At 63.4% G+C, this 18,241-nt stretch carries 16 protein-coding genes and 1 riboswitch; of the genes, 6 read left to right on the forward strand and 10 right to left on the reverse strand.

Going from position 1 to position 18,241, the window contains the following annotated elements; genetic code table 11:
• Positions 1–43: 43 nt before the first annotated feature.
• The 4 genes from ACMCNM_RS25320 to ACMCNM_RS25335 all read right to left on the reverse strand — a co-directional run bounded on the left by ACMCNM_RS25320 (position 44) and on the right by ACMCNM_RS25335 (position 2,861).
• Positions 44–652, reverse strand: coding sequence for a YqiA/YcfP family alpha/beta fold hydrolase (locus ACMCNM_RS25320; protein ID WP_412765635.1), 609 nt, complete (start codon positions 650–652; stop codon positions 44–46).
• 262 nt (positions 653–914) lie between these two features.
• Entirely contained in the window at positions 915–1,715 is an 801-nt protein-coding gene (cpdA, locus tag ACMCNM_RS25325) for a 3',5'-cyclic-AMP phosphodiesterase (RefSeq protein ID WP_412765636.1), read from the reverse strand.
• 85 nt (positions 1,716–1,800) lie between these two features.
• The gene (locus ACMCNM_RS25330) at positions 1,801–2,253 is read right to left on the reverse strand and encodes a DUF1249 domain-containing protein (RefSeq protein ID WP_027592506.1); all 453 of its coding nucleotides are present in this window, start codon (positions 2,251–2,253) and stop codon (positions 1,801–1,803) included.
• Positions 2,244–2,861: an NUDIX domain-containing protein gene (locus tag ACMCNM_RS25335; protein ID WP_027592505.1), complete on the reverse strand. Its 618-nt coding sequence runs from the start codon at positions 2,859–2,861 to the stop codon at positions 2,244–2,246. The genes ACMCNM_RS25330 and ACMCNM_RS25335 overlap by 10 nt, the downstream gene beginning before the upstream one ends.
• A gap of 185 nt (positions 2,862–3,046) precedes the next feature.
• Here ACMCNM_RS25335 and ACMCNM_RS25340 point away from each other — a divergent pair, with 185 nt between their 5' ends.
• Positions 3,047–3,793: an RsiV family protein gene (locus tag ACMCNM_RS25340; RefSeq protein ID WP_186677333.1), complete on the forward strand. Its 747-nt coding sequence runs from the start codon at positions 3,047–3,049 to the stop codon at positions 3,791–3,793.
• On the opposite strand, the gene cytX is transcribed toward ACMCNM_RS25340, so the two are convergent.
• Positions 3,762–5,045, reverse strand: a complete 1,284-nt coding sequence (gene cytX, locus ACMCNM_RS25345; protein ID WP_412765637.1) for a putative hydroxymethylpyrimidine transporter CytX — start codon at positions 5,043–5,045, stop codon at positions 3,762–3,764. The two genes, ACMCNM_RS25340 and cytX, sit on opposite strands and share 32 nt — an antisense overlap.
• Before the next feature lie 146 nt (positions 5,046–5,191).
• Entirely contained in the window at positions 5,192–7,072 is a 1,881-nt protein-coding gene (gene thiC / locus ACMCNM_RS25350; protein WP_412765638.1) for a phosphomethylpyrimidine synthase ThiC, read from the reverse strand.
• Between the two features lie 160 nt (positions 7,073–7,232).
• Positions 7,233–7,339: riboswitch (TPP riboswitch) on the reverse strand.
• Between the two features lie 161 nt (positions 7,340–7,500).
• Between thiC and ACMCNM_RS25355 the strand changes: the two genes are divergently transcribed.
• On the forward strand, positions 7,501–8,937 hold the full coding sequence (locus tag ACMCNM_RS25355) for a TolC family outer membrane protein (RefSeq protein ID WP_027592501.1): 1,437 nt from the start codon (positions 7,501–7,503) through the stop codon (positions 8,935–8,937).
• Between the two features lie 150 nt (positions 8,938–9,087).
• Here the strand turns inward: ACMCNM_RS25355 and waaA are convergent, their stop codons facing one another.
• Positions 9,088–10,359 carry a lipid IV(A) 3-deoxy-D-manno-octulosonic acid transferase gene (gene waaA / locus ACMCNM_RS25360; RefSeq protein WP_412765639.1) on the reverse strand — a complete coding sequence of 424 codons (1,272 nt, stop codon included), beginning with the start codon at positions 10,357–10,359 and terminating at the stop codon, positions 9,088–9,090.
• Positions 10,360–10,370: 11 nt separating this feature from the next.
• Positions 10,371–11,261: a LysR family transcriptional regulator gene (locus ACMCNM_RS25365; protein WP_027592499.1), complete on the reverse strand. Its 891-nt coding sequence runs from the start codon at positions 11,259–11,261 to the stop codon at positions 10,371–10,373.
• An 85-nt stretch (positions 11,262–11,346) separates the two neighbouring features.
• Between ACMCNM_RS25365 and ACMCNM_RS25370 the strand changes: the two genes are divergently transcribed.
• The 4 genes from ACMCNM_RS25370 to ACMCNM_RS25385 are packed head-to-tail and all read left to right on the forward strand — an operon-like array spanning position 11,347 to position 14,716.
• Positions 11,347–11,679 carry a DMT family transporter gene (locus ACMCNM_RS25370; RefSeq protein WP_008095055.1) on the forward strand — a complete coding sequence of 111 codons (333 nt, stop codon included), beginning with the start codon at positions 11,347–11,349 and terminating at the stop codon, positions 11,677–11,679.
• Between the two features lie 46 nt (positions 11,680–11,725).
• The gene (locus ACMCNM_RS25375) at positions 11,726–12,901 is read left to right on the forward strand and encodes an NAD(P)/FAD-dependent oxidoreductase (RefSeq protein ID WP_027592498.1); all 1,176 of its coding nucleotides are present in this window, start codon (positions 11,726–11,728) and stop codon (positions 12,899–12,901) included.
• Positions 12,898–13,710 carry an aldo/keto reductase gene (locus ACMCNM_RS25380; protein ID WP_085272294.1) on the forward strand — a complete coding sequence of 271 codons (813 nt, stop codon included), beginning with the start codon at positions 12,898–12,900 and terminating at the stop codon, positions 13,708–13,710. The genes ACMCNM_RS25375 and ACMCNM_RS25380 overlap by 4 nt, the downstream gene beginning before the upstream one ends.
• A gap of 37 nt (positions 13,711–13,747) precedes the next feature.
• Entirely contained in the window at positions 13,748–14,716 is a 969-nt protein-coding gene (locus ACMCNM_RS25385) for a hypothetical protein (protein ID WP_027592496.1), read from the forward strand.
• A 158-nt stretch (positions 14,717–14,874) separates the two neighbouring features.
• Here ACMCNM_RS25385 and hldE read toward each other — a convergent pair whose 3' ends face one another.
• Positions 14,875–16,296, reverse strand: coding sequence for a bifunctional D-glycero-beta-D-manno-heptose-7-phosphate kinase/D-glycero-beta-D-manno-heptose 1-phosphate adenylyltransferase HldE (hldE, locus tag ACMCNM_RS25390; RefSeq protein ID WP_027592495.1), 1,422 nt, complete (start codon positions 16,294–16,296; stop codon positions 14,875–14,877).
• A gap of 130 nt (positions 16,297–16,426) precedes the next feature.
• A complete protein-coding gene (gene msbA / locus ACMCNM_RS25395) occupies positions 16,427–18,235 on the reverse strand; it encodes a lipid A export permease/ATP-binding protein MsbA (protein WP_186677324.1) in 1,809 nt (602 codons plus the stop codon).
• Positions 18,236–18,241: the final 6 nt, after the last annotated feature.

The following is an 18,241-nucleotide window of genomic DNA, read 5'->3' on the forward strand; positions in this document are numbered from 1 at the left end:
CTCGTCGTCAGTCAGGTGAATGCAAAAGTGCTGGGTACAAAGCTCAGAGCACGGAAAAGTCGAGTGCCGCATAAGCGCCCGGGGCAATCCCGGCAAAGGCCAGCAGTGCCGGCAGGCGCTCGACAAAGCCCTGGAAGCTGTGGTCGCCACCGGCCTGGATGCGCAATGCGCACGCTCGGTAATAGCGCTCGGCGTGGCGATAATCCAAGGTTTCGTCAACGGTCTGCAACCACACTTGGTAGCGGTTGGCATCCTCGGGGGCTGGCACTTCCAGCTCGGCCAGGGCCTGCACGTGATCGTGGGTCAGCTCCCAGGCCTCATCGGTGTAGAGGTTGCGCTGGGTGCCCAGGTAGCCATCGAACAACCGGTGGGGTGCCACCGCTGGGTTGATCAGCAAGGCCTTGAGGCCGTGGCGCTCTGCCAGATAGGTGGCATAGTAGCCGCCGAGCGAACTGCCGACCAGCAAGGGCGCACCCAGTTCGGCGATGGCGCCCTGCAATTGGGCGATGGCCTGGCGTGGGTGATGGTGCAACGCCGGCACACGCAATTGGTCGGACAAGCCCAACTGCTGCATGACTGCCTCGAGCTGGCGCGCCTTCTTGGACAGCGGCGAGCTGTTGAAGCCATGGATATAGAGGATGGAACCCGACATGCTGCCCCCGGAATCTGCGGCTTCGCGCCCTTGTTGCGGGCGCAGGGACGCGCAGTGTAGCGCGTTCGCCGGGTTTTGACGCAGTGAGGGGGATTTCGCAACACTTTCTTCAGGCACTTGCGGGCATTCAAGGGGCGCTTTCCGTGTAGGAGCAGCCTTGTGCTGCGAAGAGGCCGGTGGCAAGAATCAAGATCGGCGTTTTTGCAGCTGGCCTCTTCGCAGCACAAGGCTGCTCCTACAAGAAAGATGTATTGCCTGAACCTCAATACCCCGGGCTGTCGAAGTCCAGCTTCACCTCAAAGTCCCGCGCCCGCTCCACGCCCGTTTCCAACCGCCCGTCGACATGCAAACGCATCCAGCGGTAACCCGGCTGCTCTTCGCTCACCTTGAAGTCCTCACTTTGCGCCGCGAACTGAATGCAGGTCGACGGCGTGGCCATCAAGCGCAACCCCTCGCGCAGTTCATCCCACGTCTGGTGGATATGCCCCCAGAGCAACGCCCGCACCTGTGGATAACGTTCAACGATGGCAAACAACGCCTGGGCATTGCGCAGCCCGATGGGCGCGATCCAGGCGCAGCCGATGTCCACCGGCTGATGGTGGAAGCACACCAGGCAATGGCGCTCACCGGCCTGTTTCAAGGCAGATTCCAGCGCGGCCAGTTGGTCGTCTTCCAGAAAACCGTGGGTAGCACCGTGCACGGCCGTGTTGAGCATGACAACGCGCCATGCGCCAATGTCGGTTACCGCCTGCACCAGCTCCGGCGCCACCTGCGCCATTACCTGCGCCTCGTCATGGTTACCCGGCAACCAGCGAGTGGGCACGGCAAACGGTGCGGTCAGCTCACGGAACGCCTCATAGGAGGCCACGCTGGCATCTTGGGACAGATCGCCGGTGCACAGCAGCAAATCGATGGGCGGCTGCTCGCGGCGCACTTGGGCGACCACATGGCGCAGGCTGTCACGGGTGTTCAGGCCAAGCAGGGTGCCGGCCGGGTCGGCGAACAGGTGGGCATCGGTAAGTTGCACCACATGCACGGGGCGGGTTGGGTCTAGGTGCGGCAACGGCCGTCTCCTCGAACGGATTCAGCACGAATTATGGCTGCGCAACGGTTGTGAGCAAACACCCGAAACCGACGCACATCACATTTCAGCGAACACTTGCCAGTTCATGACCGCAGGCCAGGCAGTGGCTCAGCCATTCGCCGAGGAACAGGTTGAGCTGCGCTTTTTCGTCCGGCTGGTGCATACCCGCATTCGGATAAGGGTAAATGCTGCGCAAGCGCCGGGCATGCTCAGCGCTGACCACCTCGGCCATGCGTGCATCGTGGTACACCTGCACCTCAAGGTGCGGCACCGGCAGCCACGGCAAGCTGTGCTCCTGGCGCACGTGCAGGGTGGTGGTATAAGGGCAGGCCAGCACGACATCGAGCACCAGCACACCGAGCATCTGGTCGCCCTGGGTCATGCCGATGCGACGCGAGCTCTGGGTAGTGCGCATGTCTGGTAACAAACGCATCAGCCGGGCGTAATTGGCCTCGCAGGCTGCTTGCAGCCCGACCAGGTCAACCCGATATCGCTCGCGCAGCAGGTTCACTTCCACATACCTCGAACTTCGTCTCTGTTAAGCGCCAGCCATTGCAGGCCGATGATCGTCGCGGCGTTGCAGATACGGCCATCACGCACGGCCTGCAAGGCATCCTCGAATGACCACACGCGCACGCGAATGTCTTCGCCCTCTTCTTCCAGGCCATGCAGGCCGCCCGCACCTTCGCTGGTGCAGCGCCCCAGAAACAGGTGGACGAATTCGTCACTGCCACCGGGCGATGGGAAGTAGCGGGTCATTGGCCACAAAGCGCTGAACGTAAGCCCGGCCTCTTCTTCTGCCTCGCGGTGTGCGACCTCTTCAGGTTGCTCGTCCTTGTCGATCAGCCCGGCGACCATCTCGATCAGCCAAGGGTTGGCGACCTTGTCGAGGGCACCGACACGAAACTGCTCGATCAGCACCACCTCGTCACGCAGTGGATCGTAGGGCAATACACAAACCGCATCGTGGCGCACGAACAGTTCGCGGCTGATCTCGCGGCCCATGCCCCCGGCGAACAGTTCATGGCGCAGGCGAAGCTTGTCGAGCTTATAAAAGCCCTGGAAGCAATTGGCCCGCTCGATGATCTCGAAGCCCTTGGGCACTGAATTCAACGCGTCTGACATGGAAATCCTCATGACCTCAAATACTGCATCGCGCCATCCTACTCCGCACTTTGGCGCGTTTCACCCCTTTCCGGCAACCGTTCGCGCAGTCGGGACAGCGCGCCTTCTGTCTGTTAGCTTAGTGGCGAACTGACAGTCGCGCCGACGGTCAAAGGCCGACTTTTCCCTGTTCTGCAAGGATCATCATGACACTTGTCAAACTGACTTCCGTGGCTGTGCTGGCACTGGCCCTGGGTGCCTGCCAGAGCCTGTTCACGCCCAATTACCGGGCCCCGCTCGAGGTCAAGCGTGACGCCTGGGAGCACGTCAAACCCGGCTGCAGCGAAAGCGACTGCCCGCTGGTAAACATCGACACCATTCACTTCCCGGCCCAGCCCAAGCTCGACGCCATCGTCGAACAGCGCCTGCTGCAGCTGACCGAAGACAACCAGCACGGCGCCGCGCCAACCACCCTGCAGGCTTATGAGCAGCAGTACCTGGCCAACGCCGACAAGCGCAACAGCAGCTATTTGCAAGCCAAGGTACGCGAACAGCATGACGGGCTGGTGATCATCGAACTGTCCAGCTACCTGGACAGCGGTGGCGCCCATGGCATGCCAGGGCGCGGCTTCATCAACTATTCGCGCAAGCTGGATAAGGTACTGACCCTGCAGGACATGCTGGTGCCCGGCCAGGAAGAGACCTTCTGGAAAACCGTCGAAGAGTCGCACCGCGCGTGGATGATCAGCGTCGGCATGGACAAGGACGCCGACTTCGTCAAGACCTGGCCCTTCAAGCGGTCGCCGCACATCGCCCTGACGTACGGCGCGGTGGTGGTCAAGTATGAGGTCTATGCCATCGCGCCCTACTCCATGGGCCACGTCGAGCTGAAGATCCCCTACCCGCGCCTGAACGGCGTGATCAAGCCCGAGCTGTTTCCCGGCCGCGGCTGAAGCTCAGTAACGCATGCAGCACACCTGCCAGCACTAGCGCCGGCAGGGTTGCGCCCAGGTCCGGTGCTTGCGCGGCAATCAGGTGATACGCCGCCACACCCACGGCCCAGGCCAGCAACGCCTGCCAGTGCAAGCCATCGACCTGTGACGGCAGGCGGCGGTGACGGATCACGTAGTGGTCCATCAGCACCACGCCGAACAGCGGCGCAAATACCGAACCAATCAGCAGCAAGAAGTTTTCGTACTGGGCCAGTGGCGCGAACAGCGCGATCAGGGTGCACAGCACACCAATGGCCAGCGCCAGGTGCTCGACTTTCAGGCGTACCAGCACGCCTGTGGAAACGGCGGCCGAATGAATGTCGGCAAAGGCTTTTTCCGACTCGTCCAGCAGAATCAACAGCAACGGGATACCCAGCCCAGCACCTGCCAGGGCCAGCAGCAAGGCATTGGCTTCGCCGCTGGGGGCAAAGGCCAGGGTGTAAGCGACGCCCAGGCTCATCAGCCAGGTATTGCCGATGAAGTAGCCCAGCACGGTACCGCCGAACACACGCTTGCCGCTGCGGGCGAACCGCGAGTAGTCGGCGATCAGCGGCAACCACGACAGCGGCATGGCGATGACGATGTCGAAGCCCACAGCCAGCGACATCGAGCCGTCACCGGCGCGCTGCCACAGGTCGGCCAGGTCGGCTTTGGCGAACAGGTTCCAGGTCAGCCACAGGCACGCGCCCAACAGCACCCAGATGCCCCACGTGCGCAACACCTTGCGCACGAACGCCAGCGGCCCGCTGACTGCAAGCAGGGTCGCCAGGGCGCCGAAGCACAGGGTCCAAAGCATGGGGCTGTTCCACGCACTGCCTTCACCGAAGGTACGCGCGCCGAGCAGGCTGGCCGCGTCGCGCATGACGATGATCTCGAACGCCCCCCAACCCACCAGCTGCAACAGGTTGAGCACTGCTGGCAAGCGGGCGCCATGGCTGCCCAGGCTGAGCCGCAGGGTGCCCATGGCAGACAGGCCGGTGTCGCTGCCGATGACACCCGCCGCCCCGAGTAACAGCACGCCCACACCGGTGCCAAGGGCGATGGCCAGCACCGCGCTGGCAAGGCCCATGCCTGGGGCGAGCATGGCGCCGACCTGCAGCACCATCAAGCCGATGCCGAGGGAGAACCACAGCGAGAACAGGTCGCCGAAGCCGAAGATGCGTTGGCTGGTGGGGACCGGGTGGTCCGGGGAAAAATGGCTGGGTGATGTCATGTTGGCGCTCGCCGGCAATGTTGTTGGTGTTCTTGGCGAGGACTTCGTCCTCGAATCGCGGCACAAGGCCGCTCCTACAGGGGAATGCGATCTCCTGTGGGAGCGGCCTTGTGCCGCGAAAGGGCCGCAAAGCGGCCCCGGCTTTCTTACACTTTTTTGTACAACTGGCTGCCTTCCTGGCGGAACCGCTCGGCCTGCTCGCGCATGCCTTCTTCAACCGTCACGTCCACGGCTTCGATCTTGGCGGCGTACTCACGCACTTCCTGGGTGATTTTCATCGAGCAGAACTTCGGCCCACACATCGAGCAGAAGTGCGCGACCTTGGCCGATTCCTTGGGCAGGGTTTCGTCGTGGTACGCGCGGGCGGTGTCCGGGTCGAGGCCAAGGTTGAACTGGTCTTCCCAACGGAACTCGAAACGCGCCTTGGACAAGGCGTTGTCACGAATCTGCGCGCCCGGGTGGCCTTTGGCAAGGTCGGCGGCATGGGCGGCGATCTTGTAGGTGATGATGCCGGTCTTGACGTCATCCTTGTTCGGCAGGCCCAGGTGTTCCTTGGGCGTCACGTAGCACAGCATGGCGCACCCGAACCAGCCGATCATCGCCGCGCCGATACCGGAGGTGATGTGGTCGTAACCCGGCGCAATGTCGGTGGTCAGCGGGCCAAGGGTGTAGAACGGCGCCTCGTCGCAGCATTCGAGCTGCTTGTCCATGTTCTCCTTGATCAACTGCATCGGCACATGGCCCGGGCCTTCGATCATGCACTGCACGTCGTGCTTCCAGGCGATCTTGGTCAGCTCGCCGAGGGTTTCCAGCTCACCGAACTGCGCAGCATCGTTGGCGTCGGCAATCGAGCCCGGACGCAGGCCGTCGCCCAGCGAGAAGCTGACGTCGTAGGCCTTCATGATTTCGCAGATTTCGTCGAAGTGGGTGTACAGGAAGTTTTCCTGGTGATGCGCCAGGCACCACTTGGCCATGATCGAACCGCCCCGGCTGACGATGCCGGTAACGCGCTTGGCGGTCAGCGGCACATAGCGCAGCAGCACACCGGCGTGGATGGTGAAGTAGTCCACGCCCTGCTCGGCCTGCTCGATCAGGGTGTCGCGGAACAGCTCCCAGGTCAGGTCTTCAGCGACACCGCCGACTTTTTCCAGGGCCTGGTAGATCGGCACGGTACCGATCGGCACGGGCGAGTTACGGATGATCCACTCGCGGGTTTCATGAATGTGCTTGCCGGTGGACAGGTCCATGACCGTGTCCGAACCCCAGCGAATCCCCCAGGTCAGCTTGGCCACTTCTTCCTCGATCGAGGAGCCCAGGGCGCTGTTGCCGATGTTGCCGTTGATCTTCACCAGGAAGTTGCGGCCGATGATCATCGGCTCCAACTCGGTGTGGTTGATGTTGGCCGGGATGATCGCGCGGCCGCGGGCGATTTCTTCGCGGACGAACTCGGGGGTGATTTCTTTCGGGATGTTGGCGCCGAAGCTGTGGCCCGCGTGCTGCTGGTCAAGCAGGCCGGCGGCGCGGGCTTCCTGCAGCTTCATGTTCTCGCGGATGGCAACGTATTCCATCTCGGCGGTGATGATGCCCTGGCGGGCATAGTGCATCTGCGAGACGTTGACGCCCGCCTTGGCGCGGCGCGGGTTGCGCACGTGGTTGAAGCGCAGCTTGGCCAGCTCTGAATCGTTCAGGCGCTGTTGGCCGAAGTCGGAACTCAAGCCGCCCAGGCGCTCGGTGTCGCCACGCGCGTCGATCCAGGCCGAACGCACGTCGGCCAGGCCTTTGCGCACGTCGATGATGACGTTAGGGTCGGTGTAGGGGCCGGAAGTGTCGTAGACCAGCACCGGGGCGTTGGTCTCGCCGCCGAAATCGGTAGGGGTGTCGTGCAGGCTGATTTCACGCATGGGCACGCGGATGTCCGGGCGGGAGCCTTCGACATAGACCTTGCGCGAACGGGGGAACGGTTGCACGGACTGCTGATCGACTTGTGCCGATTCGCTGAGGTTGATCGTTTTTTCTTGTTTGCTCATCACGGGCTCTCCAGACAGCTTCCTAGCGGATGGAATGTCGGGGAGAACCTGAAAGACGCGGACGCACCCCTTTACGGGTGTGCAGTGCCGGATACATGGGGGTGCCGTAAGCTGCTTGCAGCTGAGACATTCCCGGACCTGGCACAAGAGGCTCCCCGGGAAGGCGAGCAATCTTGTTCCCTACGCAGGCGCTAACCTGATCAGGTTCAACGGGATCCGCAACTTTGCGATCTCAGCCTTTGCTTCAAGGCACCCCGACAAGAACACGCGCAGTCTAGACTGGAGTGGTCGGCAAAGCCAAGCGGGTAAATGCGGGTGATGATGAAAGGCGCACTGGGCGATTGTTGCCGGGGTCGCATGGCACTACACTGGCGCATCGCTCGATACTCAACAGTTCAGTAATTATATTTCGTACAAGGATTGCCTCTATGCTGCGCAAACTCTCACTGGCGATAGCCGTGTCTTGTGCGTCCAACGGAATGGCCTGGGCAGCAGAAATGCCCATGACGGTTAAAACCGACCTGGTCAGCGTCTACCAGGAAGCGGTCGACAACAACGCCGATCTTGCGGCAGCCCGCGCCGATTACGGCGCCCGCCGCGAAGTCGTCCCACAGGCCCGCGCCGGCCTGCTGCCGAACCTGTCGGCGGGTGCCGAGATGATGAACACCCGCACCAAGCTCGACGAGCCGTCCCTCACCGCCAACCGCAGCGGCAACTCCTGGAGCGCCACCCTGGCGCAGCCGGTGTTCCGTGCCGACCGCTGGTTCCAGTTGCAAGCGGCCGAAGCGGTCAACGAACAGGCGGCGCTGGAATTGTCTGCCACTGAGCAGAACCTGATTCTGCAGACCGCGCAAAACTACTTTGCGGTGCTCCGGGCCCAGGACAACCTGGCCGCGACCAAGGCCGAGGAATCCGCCTTCAAGCGCCAGCTCGACCAGTCCAACGAACGTTTCGACGTGGGCCTTTCCGACAAGACCGACGTCTTGCAGTCCCAGGCCAGCTACGACACGGCCCGGGCCAACCGGATCATCGCCGAACGCCAGGTGCAGGATGCCTTCGAGGCGCTGGTGACGTTGACCAACCGCGAGTACTCGTCGATCCAGGGTGTGGTCCACACCTTGCCGATTCAGGTGCCTACGCCCAATGACGCGAAGTCCTGGGTAGAAACCGCCGCCCGCCAGAACCTCAACCTGCTGGCGACCAACTACGCCGTCGATGCCGCCGAAGAAACCCTGCGCCAGCGCAAGGCCGGGCATGCCCCAACCGTGGATGCGGTCGCCAAATACCAGAAAGGCGATAACGACAGCCTGGGCTTCACCAACTCGCCCGCGCAGCCAAACGTGCGTTATGGCAGTGATGTCGAACAGACCAGTATCGGCCTGCAACTGAACATCCCGATCTACAGCGGCGGCCTGACCAGCTCGCAAGTGCGCGAGGCCTACCAGCGCTTGAGCCAGAGCGAGCAACAGCGCGAAAGCCTGCGCCGCCAGGTGGTGGAAAACACCCGCAACCTGCACCGCGCGGTGAACACCGATGTGGAACAGGTGCAGGCACGCAAACAGTCGATCATTTCCAACCAGAGCGCGCTCGAAGCCACCGAAATCGGCTACCAGGTCGGTACCCGCAACATCGTCGACGTGCTCGACGCCCAGCGCCAGCTGTACACCTCGGTGCGTGATTACAACAACAGCCGCTATGACTACATTCTCGACAACCTGAGCCTGAAGCAGGCGGCGGGAACCTTGAGCCCGCAAGACCTGCAAGACCTGGGGCGCTACCTGAAGCCGGACTACAACCCGGACAAGGACTTCCTGCCACCGGACCTGGCGGCGGCGGCGGCGAAGAACTTCGAGCGCAGGCCTTGAGATAGGGGGACACTTCACAGGCCGGGTTGTTTTTGATGGCCCTATCGCTGGCAAGCCAGCTCCCACAGGCTCTTCACTGGCCTCAAGCCATGTGCAGTCCCTGTGGGAGCTGGCTTGCCAGCGATAGGGCCAGGAAAACCAATGCAGGCGTCAGCGAATAAGCGCGCCCAGCCCATCCAGTAAGCGCTGCAGTGCCCCCTGGTTTGCCCGCATCACCACCCTGCCCGCCTCGCCCATGCGCTGGCGATCCTGCGGCAACTCGATCAACCGCCGCACCGCCTCGGCCAGCCCGTCGGCATCTTCGATCTGCTGCAACGCCCCGGCGTCCTTCAGCATCGCGCTGATCTCCAGGAAGTTGAACACATGCGGCCCCATGAGCACCGGCAATGCCAGTGCTGCGGGCTCGAGCGGGTTATGCCCGCCAGTGGCGACCAGGCTGCCGCCGACGAAGGCGATGTCGGCCAGGGCGTAGAGGAACAGCAACTCGCCCATGGTGTCGCCAAGCAGCACGCGGGCCTGGTCATCGACCGGGGTGCCGGCAGAGCGGCGCACGGTGGTGAACTGTTCGCTGCACTGGGCATGCACGGCATCGAACCGCTCGGGGTGGCGTGGTACCAGGATCAGCAACGCATCACCGTGCACCTGCAGCAGCTTCTGATGTGCCTGCAGGATCAGCGCGTCTTCACCTTCATGGGTGCTGGCGGCAATCCATACCGGGCGCTGGCTGGCGCCCCATTGCTCGCGCAGCGCCTTGGCGCGCGGCAGCAACTGGTCATCGACCTTCAGGTCGAACTTGATCGAACCGGTCACCTGCACGCATTCAGGGCGCGCGCCCAGGTCGCGAAAGCGCTGCGCTTCGGTTTCGGTCTGTACCGCGATCAGGTTCATCTCGGCGAGCATCGGCCGGGTCAACGTGGCAAAACGCCCATAACCACGGGCCGAGCGCTCGGACAACCGCGCATTGGCCAGCGCCACCGGAATGCCACGCTTGGCACACTGGTGAATGTGGTTAGGCCACAGTTCGGTTTCCATGATGATGCCCAGCTTCGGCTGCACATGGTCGAGAAAACGCCCAGCCGCCCACGGCAGATCGTAGGGCAGGTAGCAATGCTGCACACGCGGTTCATCGCCGAACATCGCACGAATGCGCTCCGACCCGGTCGGGGTCATGCAGGTAAGCGTGATCGGCAGGCCTGGGTAGGCCTTCAGCAGCGCCCGCACCATGGGCGCGGCGGCAATGCTTTCGCCCACCGACACCGCATGCACCCAGATGCCGCCCTGGCGCATGGGCGGCAGGCCGAAGGCAAAGCGCTCGCCGATGCGCTGGCCGTAGGCCGGTGCCTTGCGCGCCCGCAGGAACAGGCGCAGCGCAACCAGCGGCAGGCCCAGGTGAAACAGCAAGGTATAAAGAGTTCTGTTCATGGCGGCGAAGTTTACCCGATCGCGCGCAGGTGCACCGCAAAGCGCTCGGCCAGCCATTGCGCGGCAGGCCCCAATGGCTCGTCACGGCGCCAAGCCAGTTCTACGACCAGTGCCGGTGGCCGCCACTCGCTGGCGAGCTCGACCATGTGCGCCTGGTAAGTGGGGTACTGCACCACGTGCCGGGGCAACCACGCCCAGCCCAGGCCACGCATCAGCAGCTCGGCCATGGCGTAGAAGCTGTCGGCACGCCAGATCTGCGGGCTGATCGCCTCGCCGCCGGGGTAGCCACTCTGTTGCGGGGCGATCAATAGCTGGCGATGGCGCGCCAACTGCTGGCGGTTGACCTTGGCCTGCTGCGCCAGTGGATGGCCGACTGCGCACACCGTGACCATTTCCACACTGCCCAAGGCACGACGCTCCAGCGATGCCGGCATGCTTTCGTGATGAAAGAACAGGCCAAGGTCGGCACGCCGCTCCACCAGCTTGCGCGCCACATCGCCCTGGGCGCCGCTGGCCAGTTGCACTTCCAGGTACGGGTAACGGCTGGCCAGTTCATCGAGGCTGTCGATCACCGGTTGATAGGGCATGGCCTCGTCCTGGGCGACACGCAGCAGGGCTTCCTGCCCGCGCATCAGGGCCAGCGCACGGCCGTCGAGGCGCTCGCATTGGCGCAGCAGCTCGCGGGCGTCCTCCAACAGCGCGGTACCGTTTTCGGTCAACTTAGGCTGGCGGCCACTGCTGCGGTCGAACAGGGTCACGCCCAGGTCGGCTTCAAGCATGGCGATTGCAGTGCTGATTGCCGACTGCGCCTTGCGCTGCTCACGGGCAACGGCGGAGAACGAGCGCAGCTCGACGACGCGGACGAAGGTCCGCAGTTGGTCGAGGTTCCAGTGTTCCGCCATCAACCTATCTCCCATGGTGATAGGTAATGACTTTACCGCATCCAGGTGGCGTCTAGAATGCCCGACCAGTCACCGGAGAATTGCCATGAACGCCTACACCTACCTCGCTATTGCCATCTGCGCCGAAGTCATCGCCACTGCCTCCATGAAAGCAGTGAAGGGCCTGAGCACGCCGTTGCCATTGCTGTTGATGGTGGTCGGTTATGGCATTGCCTTCTGGATGCTGACCCTGGTGGTGCGCAGCATTCCGGTGGGTATCGCTTATGCCATCTGGTCGGGGCTGGGGATTGTGCTGATCAGTGTGGCAGCGCTGGTGATCTACGGGCAGAAGCTGGATGTGCCGGCAATGCTGGGCATGGCGATGATCGTTGGCGGGGTGGTTGTGATTCAGCTGTTTTCGAAAACTGCCGGGCATTGATGCGGGCTGTATACTTGCCAGCTGTCCCAGTCTTCGAGGTACCGCCATGCCAACCGCCATTTCCACTGACGTGCTGATCGTCGGCGCCGGGGTCGCAGGCCTCTGGCTCAATGCCCGGTTGCGCCGCCAGGGCTATTCGACCGTGCTGGTGGAACGCGCCAGCCTGGGTGGCGAGCAGACCATCAAGTCCCAGGGCATCATCCACGGCGGCACCAAGTACGCCCTGCACGGCGCCCTGACCGGCGCCTCGGAAGCGATCGCCGACATGCCGCGACGCTGGCGCGAGGCCTTGGCGGGCGACGGTGAGCTGCCGCTAGGCAAGACCCGCCTGCTGTCCGACGCGCACTACCTCTGGTCCCCCGGCACCCTGGCCGGCAACCTCACCAGCTTCTTCGCCAGCAAGGCCGTGCGCGGCCGCGTCGATCAGGTCAAGGGTGAGCAACTGCCGCCTGCCCTGCAGGACCGCGACTTCAAGGGCAAGGTCTATCGCCTGGCCGAGCTGGTCATCGACGTGCCTAGCCTGCTGGCCAACCTGGCCGAGCTGGCCGGCGACAGCCTGCTCGCCGGCGAACGCATCGAACCCCTGCGTGATGGCGACGAGCTGGTTGGCCTGCGCGTGGACGACCGTGAAATCCGTGCGCAACGTATCGTGCTCAGCGCCGGCGCTGGCACCGAAGACGTGCTGCACGCCTTGGGCCTGAGCCAGCCGGCCATGCAACGTCGCCCGTTGCACATGGTCATGGCCAAGGGGCCGAACCTCAAGCCACTGTATGCACACTGCCTGGGCGGTGGGCCCAAGCCACGGGTCACCATCACCACCCACCCGGCGGCGGATGGCCAGTGGGTCTGGTACCTCGGCGGCGACCTGGCCGAGGCCGATGGCGTGGCGCGTGAGCCTGCCGCGCAGATTGCCGCAGCGCAAAAGGAAATCGGCAACCTGCTGCCGTGGGTCGACCAAAGCCAGATTCGCTGGGCCACCCTGCGCGTCGACCGTGCCGAACCGGCACAGTCGGGCCTGGTACGCCCGGACAACGCGTTTATTGCCGACCAGCAACGCCTGCTGGTGGGCTGGCCGACCAAGTTGGCGCTGGCCCCGGACTTCAGTGACCGGGTAATCGCCAAGCTTGAGCGCGACGGCATACGCCCCAGTGCCCAAGCCGATCTCTCTGGCCTGCCACGCCCTGCCCTGGGCGTACCTGCTTGGGAGCAATTGCTGCCATGAGCCTGCCGACCCTGCACGATTTCCATCGCCCCCTGGGCAGCACCGGCCTCACGGTTTCGCCCCTGGGCCTGGGCACGGTCAAGTTGGGCCGCGACCAAGGCGTGAAGTACCCGACCGGTTTCACCATCCCCGGCGATGACGAGGCCCGCATGCTGCTGGCCCAGGCGCGCGAACTGGGTATCAACCTGATCGACACCGCCCCGGCCTATGGCCGCAGCGAAGAGCGCCTTGGCCCACTGCTGCGCGGCCAGCGTGATGAGTGGGTGATCGTCAGCAAGGTCGGCGAAGAATTCGACAACGGGCTCTCCCACTTCGACTTCAGCGCCGCCCATACCCGCCGCTCGGTCGAACGCAGCCTGCGCCTGCTGGAAACCGACCACATCGAACTGGTGTTGGTGCATTCCGACGGCAATGACTTGGCCATCCTCGAACAGCAAGAGGTCTACCAGACACTGGCCGCCCTCAAGCAGGAAGGCAAGATCCTCGGCTACGGGCTGTCCGGCAAGACCGTCGCTGGCGGCCTCAAAGCCCTGGAACAGGGCGACTGCGCAATGGTCACCTACAACCTGAACGAGCAGGCAGAACGCCCAGTGCTGGACTACGCTGCCGAGCACGGCAAGGCGATTCTGGTTAAAAAAGCCTTGGCCAGCGGGCACATCTGCCTGGCGCCTGGGGTTGACCCGGTGCAGGCCAGTTTCGAGCTGCTGTTCTCCCACCCGGGGGTCAGCAGTGCTATCGTCGGCACCATCAATCCCTTGCACCTGGCCCATAACGTGGCCACCGTGGCCCGAATTCTGGGCCAGCATTGAGCCGCCCTCGCGGGCGTCCGACAGGAGGAGGAACCTCGTGCCGCGTACGCTGATCCGCAAGAACCCGAGCAACTTCAAGACACTGCCGCTGCATGTCGAGGCAACTGCCGAAGGCCTGGTCTACCAGAGCATCGGCATGCCGCTGAACTTCGCCCAGACCCAACAGCGGCGCAGGGCCATCCAGTTGCCCGACACTCAGCGTTTCGTGGCCGAGCTGGCCAACCTGGGCGTTTCGGTACGCCTGACCCTGCATTGGCAAAACCGTGATTACTGGGTACTGGTGCGCCAGCGGCGCCAGGACCGTGGCGACGTGGTGCTGAAGCTGATTTCAGGCTACGTCCCCGCTCAAGAGCTCAACTTGCCGCTGCACACCGCCGTCCAGGAAGTGGCCGAGGAGTGTTTGCTGGAAACGCCGGAAGGCTGGCTGGGCGGGCGCTTCAACGACACCTGGCTACCGGCGCCCTACGCCGCCGCACTGCACTACCGCGAAGCGCTGCCTTTTGTGCTGACGCCGGAGTCTGGCGCGGCACGGCCGGTGCATTGCGGCAAGCTGATGCTGCTGGAGCGGCCACGGGCTTACGTGCACCTGCCAACCGCCTCGTTGCAGCTGATCTATGACATGCGCCTGCAGGTACCCAAGGACGCCAAAAAGCTCAGCTTGTTCCATGTCGACGAACGCCTGGAAGGTGACCAGTTGGTGGCCCGGCTGAATCGCAAGCGCCCAGACCTGTACCTGATGCCACTGGAAGAAGGCCGACCGTTGGCCGAGCTCTATACGCTGAAAAAGGACGAGCTGGTGCCGGCGAGCACACGCGGGCTTTACCTGGCAGAGAGCTTTGCCCGGCAAGAAGGCTGGGTGGTCACCGATGAGCGGATTCGCTGGCGGGATTGGGTGAAGCAGCAGGGCTTGGTGGAGGCCAAGCCAGGGCGGGCTTCACACCTGCAGCGCTTTGGCGACAAGGCACGGGCGCTGCTAGCGCGGGCGCGGACGTCGCTGAACAAATAAATTCACGCGCGCGCCCTGTAGGAGCAGCCTTGTGCTGCGAAGAGGCCGGTGACAGCACCCTCAATCTATGGTGCTTTCACCGGCCTCTTCGCAGCACAAGGCTGCTCCTACAGGGCGCGCAGTGTGCAAGTACAAGGACCGCGCTGTGCGCAGGCACATCAATGCTTGCGGATTTTCTCGACAATCGCCGTGGTCGAGCTGTTTTCAACCAGCCCGAGCACTTTCACGGTCCCGCCATAGGCCTTGACGATGTCGGCGCCGACCACCTGGTCGATACCATAGTCGCCGCCTTTGACCAGCACATCCGGCTTCACCTGGCTCAGCAGGTTTTCCGGCGTACCTTCCGGGAAGCTGATCACCCAATCCACCGCCCCTAGCCCCGCCAGTACCGCCATGCGGCGGTCGACGCTGTTGATCGGGCGGCCCGGGCCTTTAAGGCGGCTGACCGACGCATCGTCGTTGACCGCGACGATCAGCCGATCGCCCTGGGCCCGCGCCTGCTCCAGGTAGGTGACGTGGCCGGCATGCAGAATATCGAAGCAGCCGTTGGTGAAGACGATTTTCTCGTTGTGCGCACGCGCATCATCAATCGCCAGCAGCAGTTGCTCCAGGCCCAGCACACCGCGCTCGGAACCTTCTTCGCGCTGGATCGCCCGGCGCAGCTCAGGCGCGCTGATTGCCGCCGTGCCCAGTTTGCCCACCACGATGCCCGCAGCCAGATTGGCCAAGGCAACCGCGTGGGGCAGTTCTTCACCGGCCGCGATGGCTGCCGCCAGGGTAGAGATCACGGTATCGCCGGCACCGGTCACATCGAACACTTCACGCGCACGGGCCGGCAAGTGCAATGCGGGTTGGCCGGTACGCAGCAGGGTCATGCCATGCTCGCCACGGGTGACCAGCAAGGCGCCCAGGTCGAGGTCCAGCAGCAGCTGCAGGCCCTTGGCGACCAGCTCCGCCTCATCGGCGCAACGGCCAACGATGGCTTCGAACTCGCTGAGGTTCGGGGTAATCAGGCTGGCACCGCGGTAGATGGAAAAATCCTTGCCCTTGGGGTCGGCCAACACCGGAATGCCCTTGGCGCGTGCAGCCTGGATCAGGCTCTGGTGGTTTTTCAACGCACCTTTGCCGTAGTCGGACAACACCAGCACCTTGACGCCATCGAGCAGGCTGTCGACCTCCGCGCCCAACGACAGCGGGTCGGTGGCGAACGGTTCTTCGAAGTCGATACGCAGCAGTTGCTGGTGGCGGCTCATCACCCGCAACTTGACGATGGTCGGCTGGTGCGCGATGCGTTGGAACACCGAGCGCACGCCTGCAGCTTGCAGGCTGTTGGCCAGGCTGTCGGCGGCCTCGTCCTGGCCGGTAACACCGATCAGCGACGCCGGCGCGCCCAGGGCGGCGATGTTCAAGGCAACGTTGGCCGCGCCGCCGGGGCGATCCTCGATCTGATCGACCTTGACCACCGGGACTGGCGCTTCAGGCGAGATACGCGAAGTACCGCCATGCCAGTAGCGGTCGAGCATGACATCGCCGACCACCAGTACCGGGGCTTGATCGAAACGCGGCATGGACAACTTCATGGGCAACCCATATGAAAATAATGAACAGGGGCAGGATATTAGCACAGGGCAAGCGACGGCTTTATGGCCAGATCGGGCCCTTGAAAATTCCGGTGACAATCGGGGCCGGCGAGGCCCCGATCAACGAGGTTCAGGTGATATCGGCCTTGGCCGGCTCATCCAGGCCCATCGCATGCAGGCGGGCATAATGGCCATTCGCCTCAAGCAGCTCGGCATGGGTACCGCGCTCTACTAAGCGGCCCTGGTCCATCACCAGAATCAGGTCGGCCTTCTCGATGGTCGACAGGCGGTGGGCGATGACCAAGGTGGTCCGCCCTTCCATCACGTGATCCAGTGCGGCCTGGATATGCCGCTCGGACTCGGTATCCAGCGCCGAGGTCGCCTCGTCGAGGATCAGCAGTGGCGCGTCCTTGAGCAATGCACGTGCAATCGCCAGGCGCTGGCGCTGGCCGCCGGACAGCAACACGCCGTTCTCGCCAACCTCGGTATCGAAGCCCTTTGGCAGCTTGTCGACGAACTCCTTGGCATAGGCATCGGCAGCCGCCGCCTCGATGTCCTCGCGCGGTGCACCGGCCAGGTCGCCGTAGGCGATGTTGTTGGCCACCGTGTCGTTGAACAAGGTGACGTGCTGGGTGACCTGGGACACATGGCGACGCAAATTGCGCAGGCGATAGTTCTCGATCTCCTCGCCATCGAGCAAAATCTGCCCTTTGTCGTGGTGATAGAAGCGCGGAATCAACGCCGCCAGGGTCGACTTGCCGCTGCCGGAGCGGCCTACCAAGGCAATCATCTGCCCCGGTTCAGCAACAAAGCTGATATCGCTCAGCACCTCACGGTCGGTGCCGGGGTAGGTGAAGCTGAGGTTACGCACTTCCAGACGGCCTTCTACCTGCGCCTTCTCAAGGGTGCCCGTGTCTACCTCGGGCTCTTCGTCGAGCTGTTCGAAGATGCTTTCTGCGCCGGCGAGGCCCTTCTGGATGGTCGAGCTGACTTCGGACAGCTGGCGGATCGGTTTCGGCAGCAGGCCAGCCGCGGTGATGTAGGCCACCAGGTCACCGGCGGTCGAGTCACCACGGAGGTACAGCACCAGGAACATCAAGGCCGCCATGGCGGTGTAGATCACCAACTGCAGCATCGGCGTGTACAGCGAGCCGGTCTTGGTCATGCGCAGTTGCTTGTCGGTATTGCTTTGGCTCGCGCGGCCAAAACGCTGCTGTTCGTAAGCCTCGCCGCCGAAGCTGCGCACCACGCGATAGCCCTGGATGGTCTCGGACGCAACGTGGGTCACGTCGCCCATGGCCACCTGGATCTTCTTGCTCTGCTTGCGGAATTTCTTGCTGGCAACGCTGACCATCACCGCAATCACCGGCAAGATGGCAACCATCACCAAGGTCAGGTGCCAGTTCATCCAGAGCAGGTAGGCGAACAGGAAGACCACCGTCAGGCCTTCGCGGATCACGACCTTGATCGCGTCGGTCGCGGCGCCGGTGACCATGGTCACGTTGAAGGTGATGCGCGAGATCAGGTGCCCCGAGTTGTGGTTGTCGAAGTAGCGGTTGGGCAACACCAGCAACTTGTTGAACAACTCGACACGCAGGTCATGCACCAGGCACAAGGAAACCTTGGCCAGGAAGTAGTTGCCCAGAAACGAGCCCAACCCCTGCCAGGCCGCGATCAGGATGATCAGCAGCGGCACCGCCTGCAGCAGCTGCAGGTCGCGCAGGTAAGGCACGGTAGGGAACAACACCGCTTGCGGATTGCTCAGGCCATCGACGAAATACTTGAGGATCCCGGCCAGCATCGGCTGGGTCGAGGCGAAGATCACGAAACCGACGATGCTCAGCAGGAAAATGCCGGCATAGGGTTTCACGTAGCTCAGCAGCCGGAAGTAGATCTTCAGGCTGGAGGTATGCTCCGCGGTTCGCGGTGTTTCGGCCATCATCGA

This window comes from Pseudomonas sp. NGC7 (genome assembly GCF_047159675.1).
Lineage (GTDB): Bacteria > Pseudomonadota > Gammaproteobacteria > Pseudomonadales > Pseudomonadaceae > Aquipseudomonas > Aquipseudomonas kermanshahensis.

Excerpts from the sequence above, each read along its gene's own strand:
- ACMCNM_RS25320 (WP_412765635.1), bottom strand. The coding sequence starts at position 652 with ATGTCGGGTTCCATCCTCTATATCCATGGCTTCAACAGCTCGCCGCTG.
- ACMCNM_RS25335 (WP_027592505.1), bottom strand. The coding sequence starts at position 2,861 with ATGTCAGACGCGTTGAATTCAGTGCCCAAGGGCTTCGAGATCATCGAG.
- ACMCNM_RS25340 (WP_186677333.1), top strand. The coding sequence starts at position 3,047 with ATGACACTTGTCAAACTGACTTCCGTGGCTGTGCTGGCACTGGCCCTG.
- cytX (WP_412765637.1), bottom strand. The coding sequence starts at position 5,045 with ATGACATCACCCAGCCATTTTTCCCCGGACCACCCGGTCCCCACCAGC.
- thiC (WP_412765638.1), bottom strand. The coding sequence starts at position 7,072 with ATGAGCAAACAAGAAAAAACGATCAACCTCAGCGAATCGGCACAAGTC.
- ACMCNM_RS25355 (WP_027592501.1), top strand. The coding sequence starts at position 7,501 with ATGCTGCGCAAACTCTCACTGGCGATAGCCGTGTCTTGTGCGTCCAAC.
- waaA (WP_412765639.1), bottom strand. The coding sequence starts at position 10,359 with ATGAACAGAACTCTTTATACCTTGCTGTTTCACCTGGGCCTGCCGCTG.
- ACMCNM_RS25365 (WP_027592499.1), bottom strand. The coding sequence starts at position 11,261 with ATGGCGGAACACTGGAACCTCGACCAACTGCGGACCTTCGTCCGCGTC.
- ACMCNM_RS25370 (WP_008095055.1), top strand. The coding sequence starts at position 11,347 with ATGAACGCCTACACCTACCTCGCTATTGCCATCTGCGCCGAAGTCATC.
- ACMCNM_RS25375 (WP_027592498.1), top strand. The coding sequence starts at position 11,726 with ATGCCAACCGCCATTTCCACTGACGTGCTGATCGTCGGCGCCGGGGTC.
- ACMCNM_RS25380 (WP_085272294.1), top strand. The coding sequence starts at position 12,898 with ATGAGCCTGCCGACCCTGCACGATTTCCATCGCCCCCTGGGCAGCACC.
- hldE (WP_027592495.1), bottom strand. The coding sequence starts at position 16,296 with ATGAAGTTGTCCATGCCGCGTTTCGATCAAGCCCCGGTACTGGTGGTC.
- msbA (WP_186677324.1), bottom strand. The coding sequence starts at position 18,235 with ATGGCCGAAACACCGCGAACCGCGGAGCATACCTCCAGCCTGAAGATC.